This window comes from Sporolactobacillus shoreae, from assembly GCF_004684935.1.
Lineage (GTDB): Bacteria > Bacillota > Bacilli > Bacillales > Sporolactobacillaceae > Sporolactobacillus > Sporolactobacillus shoreae.
Genome location: NZ_SRJD01000016.1, coordinates 20,208 through 39,439 on the forward strand (window position 1 = coordinate 20,208; position 19,232 = coordinate 39,439).

Sequence of the window (19,232 nt, forward strand, 5' to 3'; positions counted from 1 at the left end):
CTTACAAAAATATTATAAAATCGTTTTGTAACCGTTTACAATTGTTTTATGTCTGTTACCGATAACACAATTTTAACTGTCATAGATCCGTTTCGAGTACGATGAATTGCATCGAAGATACAGAAACAGTGCCTGAAGTAAAGCTTTCTCCTGTCCAGACGTTAACAAAAGATATCTTGTAATCACTCAATGTGACGTGCTGCACTTTGCTGCTGTGATTGAAGATAAAAATCAAGGCTTTTCCCTCATAGGTTTTACGAAGGCACAATGTGTTCTTCTGATCGTCCACGATCGGCCAGTCAACGCTGCCATATGTGAGAACAAGTTGAAATTTTTTTCTCAGGCCAATAAGCTTCCTCGTGAACGCCAGCATATCCTGATCCTGACCTTTCTCGTCCCAGATCATACACTTACGGCACAGCGGATCATTTCCTCCGTCCATACCAATTTCTGTTCCATAATAAACACACGGCGATCCTGTCCACGAAAAGAGAAATAAAAGCGCCTGTTTTACTTTCTGCTTATCACCCTTCGCCTTTGTCAGAATTCGTGCAGTATCGTGGCTGTCGAGTAAATTGAAAGAGACTTCATTCACTGGCTGCGGCTCGTTCATCAGGTGCTCGTTCAGGGCACTGACAGCCTGAGCAGCCGAAATATGATCTTCGATAAAGTAGTCGATAATCGATTGCGTCAATGGATAATTCATGACGCTGTGAAATTCGTCGCCCCGGAGCCAGTTCCAGGCGTTGTGCCAGATCTCCCCGACAATATATACGTCCTGCTTCTCCGCAAGGACGGCTGTATGGAACTTTCTCCAGAAGGCATGATCCACTTCATTAGCGACATCCAGGCGCCAGCCGTCGATATCAAATTCTCTGATCCAGTATGTCGCAATGTCGAGCAGATATTTTTGAACCTCTGGATTTGCCGTATTCAGCTTCGGCATCTTCGGTGTGAAGGCGAAGGTATCATAAGAAAGCGTTGTTTTCCCTTCAAAATTACCGTTTTTTCCCTCTGATACGGGATAGGAACGGATATGGAACCAGTCTTTGTAAGCGGAATTTTTCCCGTTTTTCACCACATCCTGCCATTGCGCCGACTGACTACCGATATGATTAAATACCGCATCAAGCATGATCCGGATTCCTCTTTTGTGGGATTCCTGTACAAGTTTCCGAAACGTTTCCTTATCTCCGAAGTGTGGATCAATGGAGAAATAGTCCAAAGTATCATATTTATGGTTTGTCGGAGCGGCAAAAATCGGGTTCAGATAGATTCCGCCAATGCCCAGATCCTGAAGATAGTCAAGATGATCGATGATACCCTGAAGGTCTCCGCCAAAAAAATCATCCCGGCCCGGATCCTTGCTTCCCCACGGCAGCACGTGATCAGGTGAAATGGGCGGGTCGCCATTCGCAAAACGCTCCGGAAAAATTTGATACCAGACGGTTGATTTGACCCAGTCCGGCGCTTTGAAACGATCAACGTCATGAATGAATGGAAATTTAAAATAATTCTCCGGTGTATCATAGGCGCCTTTTTCCGCTGAAAAAAATCCGCGGTCTCCATAGAAGGCGGTCTCTCCATTTAAACCCTTCAGAATAAACCCGTATTGCAAGCGGTGAAAAGGCGGCCTGATTTCAATAAACCAGTAATCATGCAGACTGGTCTGTATGATTTTGACCATTTTATTTTCTGAGCTGACCCACTTGTATTCCCCGTTCCCATTCTTGACTGATTCAAACGGATCCCCGTAAATAACTGAGACTGAAAGAATGTCATCCTTTTTTGTCCGAATTCTAAGGTGCAGAGTATCTTTATCATAAGGGTAGGCGTACGCGCTGCAGGGCTGATGATAAATAGCTGCTTTTTCCATCGTTATTCCTCCAAATCTATCTTTTTTTCAAAACCAGACTTTCGTAAGGAGCAAGAGAAATTGTGTCACCTGGCATATCACGATTCCCAAGGTTATCCAGCAGCAGAGTCCACGAAGATATCCCCTCGTATAGAAACGATCTGGGCAGATCCGTAAAATTGCAAATGACCATTGCCGATTCACCATTATGTTTTCGCTGATAACTATAAAGGGCATCGTTTTTCAGATCAATCAATTCACAGGATCCTTCGGTAAAAACCGTTTCGCGTTTCCGCAGGCTAAAAAGTGCCTTGTAGTAGTTAAGGACTGAATCAGGGTCCTTCTCTTGTTCGGCAGCATTAACTGTTTTATATTCTTCATTAATTCCGAGCCATGGCCGCATATCGGAAAAACCGCCGAATTTCCCGTCATCCCATTGCATGGAACCCCGCGATGTATTTTTTGATCGCGCCTGCACCATTTTCAGAATCTTGTTCCTGCTGTAGCCGAGTTTCAGCGCCTGATCCTTAAAAGCTTCAAGTCCAGGCTCAGCATAGTCCTCAATATGGGGCATTTTCAGATTAATCATGCCCATTTCTTCTCCCTGAAAAATGAAGGGCATCCCCCACTGAAGGTACATCAGCGTCGCCATCATTTTCGCACATGCCACACGGTATCTTCCTTCAGTGCCAAACCGGGACAGGAGCCGGGGCATATCATGATTGTTCCAGTAGATCGCCATCCAGCCGTGCCCGTATAGATTCCTCTGCCACTCCTGCATCGTTTTTTTAAATGTACGGAAGTTTAATTTTTCAGGCTGCCAACCGTCCGGAAGTCTCGGATCTTTATGGATGATTTCCGTATCCAGATGTCTGAAAGAAATAACGCAGTCGCACTCCTTGCGCGATGGATCCGAATAAGTCCGCGCAAGCGCCATATCCGCCGAAGCGGCTTCACCGATCAGTAGAAAGTCAGGATGATCACCCTTCAGCTCGCGATGAAACTCATGAATAAAATCATGTACCCGGGGCAGGTTTGCGTAAAGGGGTTCAGCAATCACAAAGTCTGCATCGTCAGATCGATAAAAATCTGAAAAACGTGTATCCTTGGCAAGATGAATGACCGCGTCCAGCCTGAAACCATCGATGCCTTTATCCCTCCAGAACTTCGCTACCGCATAAATTCGTTTTCGAACCTCAGGATTTTCCCAATTCAGGTCGGGCATCCTTTTATCAAACAAATGAAAATAATACTGTCCTGTGACGGCATCGCAAGACCAGGCACTGCCTCCGAAAAAAGAGGCCCAGTTATTGGGTTCTTTTCCGTCCTGTCCATCACGCCAGATATAGAAATTTCTGAAAGGATTATCCCTGCTTTTTCGCGCTTCGAGGAACCAGTGGTGCTGATCGGATGTATGATTAAGAACCAGATCCAGAATGATCCTAAGTCCGCGTTTTTTTGCTTCTGAAATCAATTTTTCGATCGTCCGCATATTCCCGAATCGGGGATCAATCGAATAGTAATCGCTGACATCATAACCGTTATCCACCTGTGGTGATTTGAAAACAGGATTCAGCCACAGAACATTGACACCAAGAGACTGTAAATAGTCCAGTTTTTCAATAATACCCTGAATGTCTCCTTCTCCGTCTGAATTGGTATCCTTAAAACTTTTCGGATAGATTTGATAGACAATCGCCTGATGCCACCACGGGATATCCATTCTTTCCTCCTCCCTTCACTAGTTAAAATTAGCATGCAGTGATTTGGGAAACAATTGTCTTTAGCGCTGTTAACGGTAACAGATTAAAAAAAGCTTTGCTAAAACGTGTCTGTTATCTTTCGCTCCAATCACCGGAGTGACAAAATCATCATTGAAATGAAACAGTGCCCCAAAAAAGAAACAGGCATGCCGATTGTCAGGTCTGCCGGGTTCATTTCAATTTGTCCGTTTTGTGGAAGCCCGGATGATCAGTTCCGGCTGAAAAATGTGACTTCCCAGTCTCCCACCGTCCAGATCAATTTTTTTGAGCAGCATCCGGGCGCATTCCTGCCCCATTTCAATCACCGGCTGCCTTAGTGTCGTCAATTTGGGACTGCAAATCCGGTCGAGAAATACCCCGTCGAATCCCGTCACGGCAACATCCTCCGGAATCCGCAAGCCATATGACTGTGCTGCACGGACAACACCTAATGCCAACCTGTCAGAAGCACAGACCACTGCCACCCTCTCTCGGTTGTCCGCCAGTTGTCGTCCCATTATTTCCTGGGCGGCATGCGAACTGTTTTTCATGAAGAAAAGGTGCTCCGGCAAATAATGGAGACACATTGTTTTCTTATATCCTTTGACTCTGGTATACATAAATGGTTCATTCAGATCGATACCGAAAAAGAGGATCTTTTCAAAACCAAGATCAATGACGTGCCGCGTGGCCATTCGGATCCCGTTTTCATTATCCACATCAACGAAGTCATAGCCTCTTGTATTCTGGCCGAACAAAACGACTGGCCGCTCTAATTTGTCAATGATCGCCTCATAGTCTTCCCCGCGCATACCCGTCACGATCAGTCCGTCACAGGACCCGACCGTGTGCGAGTTTCGCGTCACGAGCTGAAGCGCGTAATGGTGTTTATCCAGTTCAATGGCTATTCCCGACAGTAAATTCATATAGTAGGGCTCAGTGGTATCCATTTCTTCAAGAATCAGCAATTTGATCACTTGCGTTTTGTTTTGCACCAAAGCGCGGGCAGCAAAGTTAGGGACATAATTCAGTTCCTCCATTGCTGCATAGACAAGATTCCTTAACTCATCCGATACCTTATCCGGATGATTAATGACCCGGGAGACTGTCATTTTTGAAACAACCGCTTTTCTGGCAACATCGGACAATGTGGCCATCAATTTCCCTCCTCCGGGCACAGATATTTTTCTGCACAGATGTTATCCGACTTGTTCCTCTTACCTTGTCTGAGCGTAAAAGATTCACATCGTGTAATACTTTTGAATTTCTAACCGTCCGGAACAGTTCATAACCATTGTTTTTATTCTATGGCTGAAGTAAAATGCATGAAGTTAGAATTTTTGTAAACGGTTCCAAAAAAAGAATGATTCAGTTAAAAGTGAGGTGAAAAGTCTGCCCTCTGACCCTGATCACAAATAAAAGAGATACATTTGCACAGGGATCGGGATCAGAGCAGACCTTTATTGAAGACAAAATCCGTTTCATCTCAGGAACTGACACTTTTCACCCTGACATGGCCGATCTTTATCGAAACCGGACTTCATATGTCAATGGGCATTATTGCAACCCTGATGCTCGGCCGTTACTCGGATTCCGCGGCTGCAGGAGTAGGGGTCGCCAATCAGATCATCAATCTTTTTATTCTTGTTTTCAACGTTACTTCAATTGGCGCTACGATCTTGATCAGCCAGAAACTCGGCGCAAGGAATGATAAACGTGCGGAGCAAATCGCGCATTCCGTTTTATTTTTGAATTTTTGGTTCGGCCTGATCATCTCTGCTATAGTTCTCTTTCTTGGAAAACAATTCCTGCTTTTATTCAACATACATGGACAGATTTTTTTTGACGGTCTCGTGTTTATTCAAATCTGCGGAGCATCTCTTTTTCTCGAATCCCTAACTCTTGCTTTGAGCGCCATTCTGCGTAGTCACGGGTTCACAAAAGATGCGATGATTGTTACTATTCTCATGGATATGATCAGTGTTTCCGGAAATATCCTCGCTACCTCAGGTATATTCGGCCTCCCCGTTACCGGAGTTCACGGAGTTGCCTGGGCCATGTTCGCCGCGCGAATTTTTGCGACTTGTGCCCTCGTTGTTTTTATCCGGCTCAGGCTGAAATTAAAATTCAGTCTGAAAGATTTGTATAAAGGTCGAAAAAATGATATCCACGCTCTGCTTTCAATCGGAATTCCTTCAGCGGGGGAAGGCCTGTCCTATCAACTCTCACAGCTGATCATCACGGCTGTTGTCGTCATGATTGGTACGGCCGCTCTTGCTGCCCGGGTTTATCTATTGAATATCACCATGCTCTGCTTTCTTTTTACTGTGGCTATTGCGCAAGGGACTCAGCTGTTAATCGGGCGCTATATTGGCGGATCGCAGTGGGAACGCGCTTATCAGAGAGGAATGCGGACGGTAAAAATCGCAACATGTGTATCCAGTCTTGCCTCCCTGGCCATCGCAACCTTCGGGGGACCTATTTTAGGACTTTTCACGGCTTCTTCCACGATTTTTGTTGTTGGGCTCCCAACGCTGTGGATTAATGTCCTCTCCGAACCGGGCAGAGCAATTAACATCGTTCTGATGGGGTCGCTGAAATCCGCCGGCGACGTCCGTTTCCCAGTACTTATCGGCATTGTATCCATGTGGACAATCGCCACAGGGTTCAGTTATTTATTCGGCGTTTATTATGGACTCGGCCTGTCCGGTGTATGGATCGCACAAGGGGCAGATGAATGGTTCCGAGCACTTTTCGCATTGAGAAGATGGCATTCCAGACCTTGGAAAAAGTTTCAGGAAATGAGTATTCAAGGCTGAGCGGATCCTTTTATTAAACGACCATCTGGTGAAGCACGCGATCGGTTTAATTGCTGGCTGGTAAAATCTCGAATTCGGCTGGTAAGTCGTTTCATTAGCAGTATTCAAGGCGGGATTTATCTTAAACTGCAAAAATTTCAAACTCCCGGTTCCATTTCATCTTGATTCAGTGGATTGATTAAAATTTCAGTGCAAATTTACCGTGATTCGTTGCGACTCGTTCTTTACTACTCAACTATTACGCCGTTCCCATCCCTTTTGATCATAACGACCCATCGTATTTTTGCCTCATGCAGTTGCATAAAATTTGTACTTGCTTAACGTGTAAAAAAGTGACTTTTATACTAAATAATTAGTGTCATTCAATTTCATCATTCTTTTTTCCCTATTATTTTACCTATTCGTTTCTTTTCAAGGAATAAAATGAATCAATTGTAAAAATACAGGGTAATTATTCCTATTTTTTACAAGGAATAATTACCCATTTAATACGTTTTCTTTCAGAATTTTCGAATTCTCATTACTTAACAGATTGGTTTTGATGGTTGTATGATTAATAATGTTTTTAATAGTTTTATTTTATAGTCATTTGTCAAAAAAAGAAGGTGATTTTTTTCTGAAATGACTGAAAGAAAGAGGTAATCAAACAGGAGAGGGGATTGCTAGAATTGCAAAAACATCTGAAACATGTGTCAGCAGTCATTTTGTCGTTATTCCTGATCTTCGCATCCGTTCCCGCCATCGCCGCAACTCCTTCTACGGGCAATGACTCGACTCTGGATCCAATCTCTCAGGGCACTGGCAGCGCCATTCTTGACAATGCAAGCTACTTCGGCGATTTACCGGATAGCACATCGATCACGGTTGATATCATTTTAAAAGCCTCAAATGAGGTACAGCTTCAGAAATATATTGACCAGACTGTAGATCCGGGCAGCAAAAACTACCATAAATATCTCACTGTCAAACAATTCAGGGATTCATTTGGCGCGTCCTCTCAATCTGTGAAGGACCTAACCGAATATCTGAAAAATTACCAGATTGATTCGAAAGTTTACCCTGACAATTTAGTTGTAACGGCAACAGGCACTGTCGGTGATTTTAACAAAGCTTTGAGTGTCAACGTGCAGAAAGCCAAATATAAGGGAAAAACATTCCACGCAACCAAAAAAGGTCCGAAAGCCCCGCGCTACATTGCCAGGCACGTTCTCGCTATTCTTGGATTAAGCGATTATTCAAGCCTGACCCCGAACGCTGTCAAACAGCCAATGAAACTGACTTCTAACGCAGGAACGGGTCCCCTTAATCTGGATCCCGCCGACTTAATTAAACAGTACAATGTCGGGCCGCTTTATGACAAAGGATACACAGGCAAGGGCCAGACGATCGACATTGTCACATTGGCCAATTTCAATCCTGAAGATGCCTATGAATTCTGGAAAGAGGAAGGAATTACCACAAAACCGGGCAGAATTAATGTCAAGCCAATAGACGGCGGCTCCGATTACAACGGCTATGAAGAAACTTCACTGGATGTTGAACAGTCGGGTGCCCTCGCCCCTCAGGCCGACATTAATGTTTATGTCGGGCCAAATACGGATCCAGGTTTTGTCGATGCCTTTGCATCAGCAATTAATGAAAACGAAGCGTCACAGATTTCTGTCAGCTGGGGCCTGAGCGAAACGGCGATCGCTGCCGGCGTTCAGCAGCAAATTGAAGATCCGGCTTATGCACAGGTTTTCAATCAATTATTTGAGCAGGCAGCCTCCCAGGGTATCTCCATGTTTGCTTCAGCAGGTGATGCTGGAGCTTATGATGCAACGCGAGATACAGGCACATATAATCTAGCTGTTGATAACCCTGCGGACAGCCCTTATATCACGGCTGCCGGCGGCACAACCCTGCCTTGGTCTTACACCACAAGAACAGGAGTTAACATTGATGTCACCAAAGAACGGGCCTGGGGGTGGGATTATCTCTACCCATACTTTGACTCACTCGGTCTGAATAATCCGGACGGCTGGTTAAATTATTACTTTGTTGGCGGAGGCGGAGGTTTCAGCACGATTTTCAAGACACCTGATTTTCAGAAAGGTGTATCCGGGGTCAACCGTTTCACCGCGGTCGAACAATGGCAGCCAAGTTCTGATTTCAGTTCTGTTACGAGACCGGCAACTCCGCAACTTGTCACGGGATCCGGAACAGGCCGCAATCTGCCGGATGTTTCTCTGAATGCGGACCCGTATACCGGATACAAAGTTTACCTATCGGATCCTGGTGAACCGGGAACAAATGCCGGATATGTGACTTTCGGCGGCACGAGTGTTGTCTCACCTCAGCTGGCCGGTCTAACGGCTCTGATGAACAGCGACCGGGAAGCTCCGATCGGTTTCTGGAACGATCAGATCTATCGTTTTGCCAAAGGATACAATTCTCCGTTCCATCCGCTGAATAGCGCAGGAAGCGACAATGACAACCTGTTCTTCACCGGAACACCAGGAACCATTTATAACCAGAGCACTGGTCTTGGAACCATTGATTTTACGAAATTGGATCAGGCGTTCAGCAATAGATAATCAGATTCTTAGAAAAAAAGAACGATCCGGTTGAAAATGCCGGATCGTTCTTTTTTTAAAAGACAAGAAAGTATAAAATGATCGATGGATTCAATCTGTCGAATATACATTCGGACTCAGACGCGGAGGTGCGAGACGCCTGCGGGACAGCGAGCCAAGTGAGACTCCACAGTGAGGGAACCGAGCGAGGAAGCTCACGGATCGCCCGCGGCAAGCGAAGAGCCGAAGCGTCGCCGAAAGAAGGCAAAACAATGCGTATCACGGGTTTTTAGGACTGGGCGATTTTTGCCCGGTTTTTCTTAATTTTCCACAATATCGACATTGTACGTTTCAAGCCACTCGTTAATCATCGCCAAGTGGGCAATCAGCTGAGGACCGCTCATGAGTTGGCCGAACCAGGGCACTTTAAATGAAGTGCCCTGAGAATCGATGATTGACTGTACCTTAGATTTATCAGTAAATTCAAGCAGCGGCGAACTTGGTTTGTCAATCACCTTCTGCAACCAGGAAGAAACAGCGGCCGTATAATTCGGATGATAGGTTTTTGGGTACGGGCTTTTCTTCCGGTAAAGTACATCATAGGGAAGATACCCTTCCAGCGCAGCCCTCAAAATGCCTTTTTCCCGCCCGCCGAGCATTTTCATTTCCCATGGCACGTTCCACAGATACTGGACAATCCGGTGATCGGCGAATGGGACCCGTACTTCAAGGCTTGCCCCCATGCTCATCCGGTCCTTGCGATCCAATAATGCGGTCATAAACCAGTTCATATTCAGATAAAACAGTTCCCGTCTTTTCGCATCGACCGCGGATTCACTTTCGAGTCTTGGTGTTTCGGCAACTGTCTCATTGAAACGCCTAAGCGCATATTCCTTCAGGTTCAGGCGGCTGCCCCATTTGTCATTAAGCAATTCTTGTCTTGCCTCAGTTGACCGCATCCACGGAAAGCCCTCCTTCGCCGAGGTCTCAGGGCTGTGGAACCAAGGGTATCCCCCGAAAATTTCGTCCGCACATTCTCCGGAAAGCGCCACTGTATAGTCTTTCCGGATGCCCTCGCAAAACCAGAGCAGGGAAGAGTCAACGTCGGCGTATCCCGGCATATCCCGGACCACAATCGCTTTTTTCAGATAATCAACGAGCTGTTCATTATCGATAACCAGGTTATGATGAACGGTCCCTAGATAATTTGAAACTTCTTCGATAAAGGGCCCGTCGCTGTTCGGTTGAAATTTGCTGGTGTGGAAATACTGATCATTACCTTTGTAGTCAATGGAATAAGTATGAAGCGGCGGCCTACCCGTTTTTTTAAAGTATTCAGATGCGATTGCAGAGATACCGCTTGAATCGAGCCCCCCGGAAAGGAATGTTGTCACCGGTACATCCGCATAGAGCTGGCGTTCGACCGCATCTTTCAGAAGATCACGTATATGGGCAACTGTATCCGGGAGACTGTCCGTGTGAACCGCGCTTTTCACATTCCAGTAGCGCCAGATATTAAGTCCGTCTTTCGTGTACTTAAAAGCGTGAGCGGGCCTGAGGTCTCTGATACCCCGATAAATACCATGACCCGGTGTCTTCGACGGCCCGAGCCCGAAGACTTCTGACAATCCTTCGCGGTCAATGGATGCCCTGACATCCGGATGAGCGAGAATCGCCTTCAACTCCGATCCGAACAGCAAGCGTCCCCCCTCTTCACTGTAGAAAAATGGTTTGACGCCCAGCCGGTCGCGAGCAGCAAACAGTGTTTTTTCCTTCTGATCCCAAATAGCGAATGCGAAAATACCATTAAAGTGCCTGAGGCATTCTTCTTTCCATTCGATATAAGCGGTCAGAAGTACCTCCGTATCCGAATGCCCCTTAAATGTATATCCTGCTTTCAGCAGATCTGTCCGAATGTCTTCCGTATTGTAGAGTTCACCGTTATAGACCAGAACATAATCATTGTCCCGTACTGTTTTTTTCATTGGCTGACGGCCACCCGCCGGGTCTACCACTACCAGACGGGCATGGCCGAGTGCCGCATGATCCGAAAGCCAGGTATTTAAATCATCCGGACCGCGATGTTCCATCGTCCGAGCCATTTTTTCAATTGTTTCTTCTTCGTTCCGCAGATCTCTGCGCCAGTCAATCCAGCCTGTGATTCCGCACATGTATGTCATCCCTTCTTATCATCATTCCGGTTGCACTACTCCCCATCTTATGCAGAGATCCTGGGCGCGTGAAAGAAGCCTGTGAGCGGCTATTATCTCTCCAAAAGTGGTATCGCAAAAATAGGGTACAGATTGAGTTCACCGAATTTTCTTTTCTGTTGCGAAAATTTCTGTTAAAGCTCAATGTTAGTTTTGCTCCTTTGTTGATTGAGTGGAAGGTGTGAGACTTCTGCGGAAAGTGAGCGTATGGAGCGAAAAAGAGCAGGCACGTTTAACAGAGGCCTTGTCACTCTAATCCACTTTTTGGCGTGTCTGTTTTGAAACAGACGGACCGAAAAAGACGATTGCCAGTGAATCTTTTAGTTATAAAGATTAAAAAGCAGAGGATGGAATCATGAAAAAAATTATCACCGTTGTATGCTCTCTGCTTGCTTTGATTGGTTTTTCCTATTTGATCCTTTTTGTTATTTCCAGTATGTACAGCCCTCAGGCGGATCATGTACCTTTTCTGAACGATAATCGGGTCATCAGCCAGGACGTGGAAAAATATCGTCCGATTTTCCAAAAATACGCAGAAGCGAACGGAATGGGGAATGACACCGATCTTCTTATGGCCATCGCCATGCAGGAATCAAAGGGCAAGCTTCCGGATATCATGCAATCTTCAGAAAGCCGAGGTCTTCCTAAAAATACAATCCGAAGCCCGGAAAAGAGCATCGAAGCGGGAGCCCGATATTTTAGTAAAACCCTTAAAAAATCAAAGGGGAATATCGCCATTGCCTTGCAGAGCTATAACTTCGGTGCCGGTTTTTCCAATTATGTTGCGCGGCACGGCGGCAGGTTTTCCCCGGAACTCGCCCAACAATTTTCCCGGCTGAAAGCCCGCGAACTGGGCTGGAAAACTTATGGGGATTCGAACTATGTAAGCCATGTGATGCGCTACTATAACAATGAAAAGTTAAAACAGAAATTAGCTAAAAAACAGAACTGAACAACCAGCCACTTCGTAATAACAGGCGGATTTCGCTGCTCTGCAGAGAAATCCGCCTGTTGTTTATCATACATTCATTTCATAGATTTTCGCTGTATCGCAACAATTGGCCGTTTTGCAGCCAGTAGATCTGATTGAAACACTTTTTCAGGAAATAACGGTCATGGCTGACGGCAAGAACGGTTCCTTTGAAATGCCGCACTGCCTCCTCAAGCACTTCTCGGGACTCAATGTCCAGATGGTTGGTCGGTTCATCAAGAATCAGCACGTTGATTTTTTTCATCATCAGGTCGGCCAGCCTGATTCGAACGCGTTCGCCCCCACTCAGTGTTCCAATTTTTTTAAAGACATCCGATCCATAAAAAAGGAAGTTTGCCAGTTCATGTCGCGCTTCACCCTCGGTCAGGCGGGCGTGCTCCCTGAAAACGTCTATGACCCGCCTACTCTGATCTTCCGGATTTTCAAATACATGCTGTGAGAGAATCCCGATATTCAGATTCGTCCCATGCCGGATTTCTCCACTTTGCGGTTCTATTCTGCCCAAAAGGCATCTAAGCAGTGTTGTCTTCCCTGATCCGTTCGGGCCGATAATCGCGAGGCGGTCTCTATAGCGAAGTTCCAGATCAACATCACTGAAGACGCTCCGCCCGTCAAAGCTTACGGACAGATCTTTGCAGCTCAGCACGCGATCTCCGGTACGCCGGCTTCCGCCAAAATCAAGTGCCATTTTATCTGCCTCCATCTTCGGACGTTTCAGACGTTCAATCCGGTCGAGCGCCTTTTCCATGCTTTTCGCCCGCCGGTGAAGGCCCGCATTGGGTGGTACCGCCTGATTCGCCCATTCTTTCAGTCTCTTGATCGTTTCCTTCATTTTTTTTATCTTTTTCTGCTGATCTTCATATGCGGCAAATGCAAGTAGCAGCCGTTCCTGTTTTTCTTTGACGAATACGGAGTAGTTTCCCTGATAAACCGTGATCTCTCCATCCTCAAGATCCAGGACTTTATCGATAGTCCTGTCCAGAAAGAAACGATCATGGGAAACGAGCAGAACGGTCCCCTTATACTGCCTGATAAACTGCTCTAGCCATTGCAGCGCGAGAATATCCAGGTGGTTTGTCGGCTCATCGAGGAGCAGCAGATCCGGCGCGGTCAGAAGCTGGAACCCCAGCCCTACTTTCGTTTTCTCGCCCCCGCTTAAGGAAGTAAAGACCTGGTCCATTAGCGGAGTAATACCGAGCCCATCTGCGACCTGATTGACGCGATAGTCCATGTCGTACCCACCGTCCTGCTGGAACTTTTCCTGAAGCCCGGCATAATCCGCCAGCAGTTTTTCCAGTTTCCCGGCAGGCACTGTTGAAAAAGAAGCTTCCAAATCCCGCATTTTTTGTTCCATTTTTTTTGTTTCTTTAAACGCGTTCTCCAGTACCTGATGGACCGTCCGGTTACCACCTTCGGGGAGTTGTCTGAGATAACCCACTGTCACTCCTTTTTTTACCGCGACTGTCCCACGATCGGGTGTTTCAATCCTTGTGATCACATTGAACAGTGTCGTTTTACCGCTCCCGTTGGCCCCGACTATAGCCACCTTTTCGCCATCATTGACTGAAAAACTGACATCGTGCAGAATTTCATTTCCCGCTATATTTTTTCCGATATGATCGGTCTGGCAGACTAACATTTGATCATCACTTCCATTAGCGTTTATTTTTAAATGCAAGGCTTTGTTAAACTTTTTTGTTGTTTTTCGCTCCAGGCGCTCGCTGATCCCGCAGGAGTCTCGCGCCTTCCGCTCCAATCAACGAAGGGCAAAAACGACATTGAATTTAAACATAGCCAAATACAAAAAAAATCCATAGGCCGTTCAACCCATGGAATCATCAATTCAATGTTGAATTTATTAAAGCTTCCTGCCGTATCTGAAAAATGCCGGAAAGTTTTTTGACCTGTGTGGGCTGTGTCATCTCACAAAGCTATGCTGTTTTTTCGAAAAAAGGGCAGACTGATCCCTTGACGAAAAAAACAGCAAAAATCGCGCGGACGAGATAGAGATACGACTCCAGCTTCGCGCGACACTCTGTGAATAATGACAACAGACCCACCTCCTTCACTCTCAAGTTACTTCATATTTTATCAGATCGCAGGTTGTTCAGCAATCAGTATATATGAATCAGATCGACTTCTCTTTCCTGAACAGGCCGAAAACCGCCGTGGTTTCAACAACGTTAGTAAATGCTCTGGAATCAACTTCAGTGATCACCCGTTTGAGATCATAGAGCTCGTACCGGGTGATGACAATCATCAGCACGTCTTTGTCCTGATTCGTAAATCCGCCTTTGGCCGGTATTTTGGTGATGCCCCGATTGAGCCGGGAATAGATTGCCTGCTGCACTTCTTTTGCCTTGCCCGTCACAATCCACGCCGTCAGTTTGACATATCTCGTGTGGATCGCGTCAATGACCCGTATGCTGACATAGAGCTGCAGCAGCGTATAGAGGGCGCGACGCCAGCCGAAGAAGAAGCCGGCTGATAAAATGATGATCGCATTAAGTGCGAACATGTAAAATCCGATCGGTCTGTCCTTGGCACGCGATAAAATCATGGCCACAATATCCATGCCTCCGGTTGACGCGCCGAACTTCAATGTCAGGCCAACACCGGTCGCTTGCACAACGCCGCCGAAAACGGCGTTCAGAAGAATATCGTTTGTCAGTGGACGAACTGGGATCAGCATCATAAAAAGAGTGGTGGCCACGACACTGATCAAGCTGTAAAACGTGAACCGGTGTCCGACCTTGATCCAACCGGCATAAGCCACAGGAATATTCAACAGGAGGAGAAGAATACCGGTGCTAAGGTGAAACGGTGTCGGTTCAAGCAAAGCCGATATCAACTGAGCAATACCGGTCACGCCTCCCGACAATACCCTGGCGGGAATTAAGAATAAGTTCAATGCCGCCGCGTTAAGAACAGCGCCGACAACGACAATTGTAAGTACTTTAACTTCCTGGTAGACAAACATTGCATTCTTCCTTTACAAAGCTTTTCTAAGCAATAGGTTATTTTATTTTGCCGCATTGGTTTAACTTTTTCAAGTCTGACCGTATAAGATATAAAAATTCAGCCATCCTATTCCTTGATTATTGTGATACAAGGGAGGATATTTTATGAAACTCTGGACATTTCTAGTATTGCCCATACTAGCCCTATCATTACTGCCCGCTTCACATGGACAGGCGGCGACATGTACAAACAGTGCACAACAAGTTGAACAGATTCAGTTGCCGTGCCTGGGGTTTGAGAATCAATGGCTGATCCGCACAATCAATGAATACGCCACGCCGGATCTGAAAGCGCAATTGGAGAAAGATTTCGCCGAACAGGAACAGCTGCGCAAAGAGTGGCGGCATTCATTGGCATTCAGAAAACACAAGGAGGCTTTGGAAAAGCAACATCCATCGCTTCATCAGGGAAACAGCGCGAAAGTCGGTGAGATTCTGAAGCAGGTGCAGGAAGGCAAACTTAATATCCCTCAGGCACAACAAAAACTCCAAGCGCTCCATCACCACCATCAGGGCATAAAACACGGCCTGCATCGGTCTTTGCGTCAATTAAAAGAGGCGGCCGCGAACAAAGATAGAACAGCCGTTCAGGCCGCTCTGAAAGATTTGGATCAGAAAATTAAAACATCCAATCAACGTCTGAAATCAAAAATTTCCAGTAACAGTTAAAGAGAACAAATCATTTTATCAACCTAAAACAAAAAAACCGTTTCAAAAAGGATCTCTCCTTTCGAAACGGTTTTTCATTGAAGCAGCTTATCCTGCGGTTTTTACCCTTTTTCTCGTGAGTCTTGCCTTCAGCTTCATCAAAAACTCATAGATAATCGGGACAATCAGCAGCGTCAGGATTGTTGAACTGGTGATACCGCCGATAACAGTAACCGCCAATCCCTTCGAGATCAGACCGCCGCTTCCTTCCATCCCAATCGCCAGAGGGATCAGCGCGCAAATCGTTGCGATCGCCGTCATCAGAATGGGCCGGATTCGGGTGCCGGCCGCCTCGAGCAGTGCCTCCCGTGTATCCATTCCTGACTTCTCTTTGTGAATCACGCGGTCAATGAGCACAACCGCGTTTGTGATGACAATACCGATCAGCATCAGCGCACCGATCATTGATGAAACACTGATCGTTTCCCCGCTGATCAGCAAGGCGACAAGACTACCGATGATAGCGAACGGCAGTGAGAAGAGAATAGCAAATGGTGCCAACCCGCCCCCAAATGTTACCACAAGGACAAAGTAAACGATGATAATTGCCGCCAGCATCGCAATGCCAAGCTGGCTGAACGAATCACTCATCTGCTGGGTGACTCCGGAGAAAGACACGCTTGCTCCGCTCGGGAGATTAAGCTTATTAATCTTCTTTTGAAGATCAGCCGTCGCACCGGATACATTTTTGGCTGTGACCTTCGCAGTCACCTGCGCGTACAAGTTACCGTCACGCTTTGTAATTGACTGCGGCGATGTCCCCTTATTGACAGTTGCCAGATCACTGATCTTGACCTGCTGGCCGGTCGGCGAAGCAACTGTTTTCTTTGTCAGATCCCCGACATTATTCAAGCCGGAGCTTCCCGATGTTTTCAAGTAAACATTCAGGTCATCACCATTTCGTTTGATCGTCGTCAGAGCCTGGTTATTCACCATGCTGCTTGAAGCCATCAGCGTCTGTGCGATCTGTCCCGCCGTGAGGCCATATTGCCCCAGCTTTTTCTGGTCTGCAGTGATTGTATACTGATCATAGGATTGTGAGAGACTGGAATCTGCTTCTGTAAAATTACTATCTTTTTTTACAAGATCGAGAACATCGTTCACTACTGGCTGAAGCTGTTTCATTGAATTTCCATAGACGTAAAGTGTCAGAGTATTTGTGCTGGATCCCCCGGAACCGAAGTCCTGGATCGCCCATTTGCCCTGATCCGAAAGCTTATTGAGTCCTTTCAGAGTATCCTCCTGCACCTTACTGAAATTAGGTGTGCTGTCTTTATAAGATACGAAGAAAAGTGCCTGATTGTCCGATGATTGGAACATGGCGGATGAGTCCGATCCGCCGATCGAATACTGCATTTTTGTCATGTTTTTATTAGACTCAAGATACTTCTCAGCCTTCTGCGCCACTTTCTGTGAATCATCAACTGTCTGACCCGGATTCGGATTATAAGTGACAATCAGTTCCTTCTGCTGGTCTTCAGGAAGGAAGCTTGCGCCGATGTGTGGCACCAAGAAAAGACTCGCAACAAAGATAATCACCGCCGAACCGAAAACAATAAGTTTATGGTTCAGCGCGCCGTTCAATACTTTTCTGTAGAACAAGGCCAGTTTCCCGGGATTTTCCTCGCTGCGCGTTTTCTTCTTCAGCCCGTTTTTAAAAAGAGTGTTGGCAAGCATGGGCACAAGCGTGATTGCAACAAGCAGGGAAGCAAGCAAAGAGAATACGATGGTCAGCGCGAACGGCAGAAAAATCTGTCCGACGATACCGGTTACTGTCGCCATGGGCAGGAAAACCGCAATTGTGACAATCGTTGATGACATAATCGGGATGAACATTTCATGAGTGGCCTCTCTTACCAATTCGATACCGCTCAGTTTCTCAGTTGAAAGGGACATTCGCCGGTAAATATTCTCAATAACAACGATCGAGTCATCCACAACGCGCCCTATGGCAATGGTCATCGCTCCGAGTGTCATAATATTCAGCGTGACATTCATCTGTTTCAGCACGAGCAGTGCAATAAGCAGAGACAGGGGAATCGAGATAACAGAAATCAGTGTGGTACGGATATTTCTTAAGAAAAGAAGGATCACCAGCATTGCGAAGAGCGCGCCGAAAATGGCCTTTTCAACCATCGTCGCCACGGACTGTTGGATCGGTTGGCCCTGATCGTACATGGATACAGTCGTGACACCCGGATTACTTTTCTTGAACTGGGCTACTTTCTGTTTGACGCCGTTGACGACATCAACCGTATTCGCATCCTGGCCCTTAACCACTGAGAGGCCGATTGACTGTTCTCCGTTTGTCCTTGAAATGGATTCCGCTTTTTTCTCAAGCGTAACATTGGCTACATCTGAAAGCTGAACAGTCGGCAGCTTCATCGCCTGCACCTGTGAAAGAGTTCCCGAAGTCTGATTCTGTCCGGTACTCTGGGTCCGCTGGGCGGCCGCTCCGCCTGCCATTTGGCCTGAACCTGAACCCTGTGCTATACCGGATGCTCCCGCCCCGGTCCCCACCTGTCCCTGAGACTGGGCCGCTGACTGGGTCATAACAGGAATTCTGATCTTTTTAAGATCAGATATTGAACCGATATTGCCGCTGACAACGACCGACTTCTGGCTTTTATCGATTGTGTAGAGTCCAAGCGGCGTCGAGATGTTGTTACCCTTGATTAGATTGACTACCGTATTCTGGTCAAGGCCATATTTTTTAAGCTGGGCGTCTTTGAATTCAATCTGCACATCTTCGGTCTGCTGTCCTGACATTGTAACCGAGGAGACACCGTCAACACCTTCCACCGACGGCAGCAGATCATTTTTCACCTGGTTGCTAAGCTGGGCGAGCGAGAGGTTTTTCCCACTTACGCTCAGCGCATATACCGGCATGGCATCCATGCTGATTCTCATGACGTTCGGTTTCTGCGCCTGGTCAGGCAATGTCAGCTGGTCGACAGCCTGCTTGACGTCATTTACCGCTTTATCCATGTCCTGACTGTAATTGTATTCAATAACAATCGAAGACATCCCGGTCGCTGAAGTTGAGCTGACATTTTGAACACCAGGCAATGTCTGGACCTTCTGCTCAATCGGCTGAGTGATGCCGCTGTCCACCTCATCAGGAGTAGCACCCTGATAAAGCGTTGAAACGCTGACAACCGGAATCGTAAAATTCGGCATGGTCTCCATTTTCATGTTTGTTCCGGCATAAATACCGCCGACAATCACGACCAGTGTCAGCAGCCAGACCGCCAGCTTGTTTTTCATTGAAAATGAAATAATTTTCCGCACTTGATCCACTCCACTGTTTGTTTTTTATAACGACTTTATGT

12 protein-coding genes are annotated in these 19,232 nt (G+C 46.5%); 4 read left to right on the top strand and 8 right to left on the bottom strand.

All coding sequences use genetic code 11. The features are described from left to right. Nucleotides 1-79: 79 nt before the first annotated feature. From E4665_RS12875 to E4665_RS12885, 3 genes are all read right to left on the bottom strand, one after another. Complete coding sequence (locus E4665_RS12875) at nt 80-1,876, bottom strand: glycoside hydrolase family 13 protein (protein WP_135349208.1); 1,797 nt, start codon at nt 1,874-1,876, stop codon at nt 80-82. Nucleotides 1,877-1,892: 16 nt separating this feature from the next. Beyond that, nucleotides 1,893-3,578, bottom strand: coding sequence for a glycoside hydrolase family 13 protein (locus tag E4665_RS12880; RefSeq protein WP_135349209.1), 1,686 nt, complete (start codon nt 3,576-3,578; stop codon nt 1,893-1,895). A 216-nt stretch (nt 3,579-3,794) separates the two neighbouring features. Beyond that, a complete protein-coding gene (locus E4665_RS12885; protein ID WP_135349210.1) occupies nt 3,795-4,754 on the bottom strand; it encodes a LacI family DNA-binding transcriptional regulator in 960 nt (319 codons plus the stop codon). A 306-nt stretch (nt 4,755-5,060) separates the two neighbouring features. Here E4665_RS12885 and E4665_RS12890 point away from each other — a divergent pair, with 306 nt between their 5' ends. Both E4665_RS12890 and E4665_RS12895 read left to right on the top strand, forming a co-directional pair. Further along, nucleotides 5,061-6,416, top strand: coding sequence for an MATE family efflux transporter (locus tag E4665_RS12890; RefSeq protein WP_135349211.1), 1,356 nt, complete (start codon nt 5,061-5,063; stop codon nt 6,414-6,416). A gap of 668 nt (nt 6,417-7,084) precedes the next feature. Continuing rightward, nucleotides 7,085-8,992 (top strand): S53 family peptidase, encoded by a 1,908-nt coding sequence (locus E4665_RS12895; protein ID WP_135349212.1) that lies wholly within the window; start codon nt 7,085-7,087, stop codon nt 8,990-8,992. Nucleotides 8,993-9,291: 299 nt separating this feature from the next. Here E4665_RS12895 and asnB read toward each other — a convergent pair whose 3' ends face one another. Next, entirely contained in the window at nt 9,292-11,142 is a 1,851-nt protein-coding gene (gene asnB, locus E4665_RS12900; RefSeq protein WP_135349213.1) for an asparagine synthase (glutamine-hydrolyzing), read from the bottom strand. Nucleotides 11,143-11,536: 394 nt separating this feature from the next. Here asnB and E4665_RS12905 point away from each other — a divergent pair, with 394 nt between their 5' ends. After that, nucleotides 11,537-12,133 (top strand): lysozyme family protein, encoded by a 597-nt coding sequence (locus E4665_RS12905; protein ID WP_135349214.1) that lies wholly within the window; start codon nt 11,537-11,539, stop codon nt 12,131-12,133. 79 nt (nt 12,134-12,212) lie between these two features. Here the strand turns inward: E4665_RS12905 and abc-f are convergent, their stop codons facing one another. The 3 genes from abc-f to E4665_RS12915 all read right to left on the bottom strand — a co-directional run bounded on the left by abc-f (nt 12,213) and on the right by E4665_RS12915 (nt 15,152). Then, nucleotides 12,213-13,811 (bottom strand): ribosomal protection-like ABC-F family protein, encoded by a 1,599-nt coding sequence (gene abc-f, locus E4665_RS12910; RefSeq protein WP_135349215.1) that lies wholly within the window; start codon nt 13,809-13,811, stop codon nt 12,213-12,215. 292 nt (nt 13,812-14,103) lie between these two features. Then, the gene (locus E4665_RS18740; protein ID WP_338326010.1) at nt 14,104-14,223 is read right to left on the bottom strand and encodes an RAxF-45 family protein; all 120 of its coding nucleotides are present in this window, start codon (nt 14,221-14,223) and stop codon (nt 14,104-14,106) included. Between the two features lie 77 nt (nt 14,224-14,300). Beyond that, nucleotides 14,301-15,152, bottom strand: coding sequence for a YitT family protein (locus E4665_RS12915; protein WP_135349216.1), 852 nt, complete (start codon nt 15,150-15,152; stop codon nt 14,301-14,303). Between the two features lie 145 nt (nt 15,153-15,297). Here E4665_RS12915 and E4665_RS12920 point away from each other — a divergent pair, with 145 nt between their 5' ends. Then, entirely contained in the window at nt 15,298-15,861 is a 564-nt protein-coding gene (locus E4665_RS12920) for a hypothetical protein (RefSeq protein ID WP_135349217.1), read from the top strand. 87 nt (nt 15,862-15,948) lie between these two features. Here the strand turns inward: E4665_RS12920 and E4665_RS12925 are convergent, their stop codons facing one another. Then, the gene (locus tag E4665_RS12925) at nt 15,949-19,191 is read right to left on the bottom strand and encodes an efflux RND transporter permease subunit (RefSeq protein WP_135349218.1); all 3,243 of its coding nucleotides are present in this window, start codon (nt 19,189-19,191) and stop codon (nt 15,949-15,951) included. Nucleotides 19,192-19,232: the final 41 nt, after the last annotated feature.

What these genes read in the sequence shown, in the direction of transcription:
- E4665_RS12875 (WP_135349208.1), bottom strand. Translation starts at nt 1,876, where the DNA reads ATGGAAAAAGCAGCTATTTATCATCAGCCCTGCAGCGCGTACGCCTAC.
- E4665_RS12880 (WP_135349209.1), bottom strand. Translation starts at nt 3,578, where the DNA reads ATGGATATCCCGTGGTGGCATCAGGCGATTGTCTATCAAATCTATCCG.
- E4665_RS12885 (WP_135349210.1), bottom strand. Translation starts at nt 4,754, where the DNA reads ATGGCCACATTGTCCGATGTTGCCAGAAAAGCGGTTGTTTCAAAAATG.
- asnB (WP_135349213.1), bottom strand. Translation starts at nt 11,142, where the DNA reads ATGTGCGGAATCACAGGCTGGATTGACTGGCGCAGAGATCTGCGGAAC.
- E4665_RS12905 (WP_135349214.1), top strand. Translation starts at nt 11,537, where the DNA reads ATGAAAAAAATTATCACCGTTGTATGCTCTCTGCTTGCTTTGATTGGT.
- abc-f (WP_135349215.1), bottom strand. Translation starts at nt 13,811, where the DNA reads ATGTTAGTCTGCCAGACCGATCATATCGGAAAAAATATAGCGGGAAAT.
- E4665_RS12915 (WP_135349216.1), bottom strand. Translation starts at nt 15,152, where the DNA reads ATGTTTGTCTACCAGGAAGTTAAAGTACTTACAATTGTCGTTGTCGGC.
- E4665_RS12920 (WP_135349217.1), top strand. Translation starts at nt 15,298, where the DNA reads ATGAAACTCTGGACATTTCTAGTATTGCCCATACTAGCCCTATCATTA.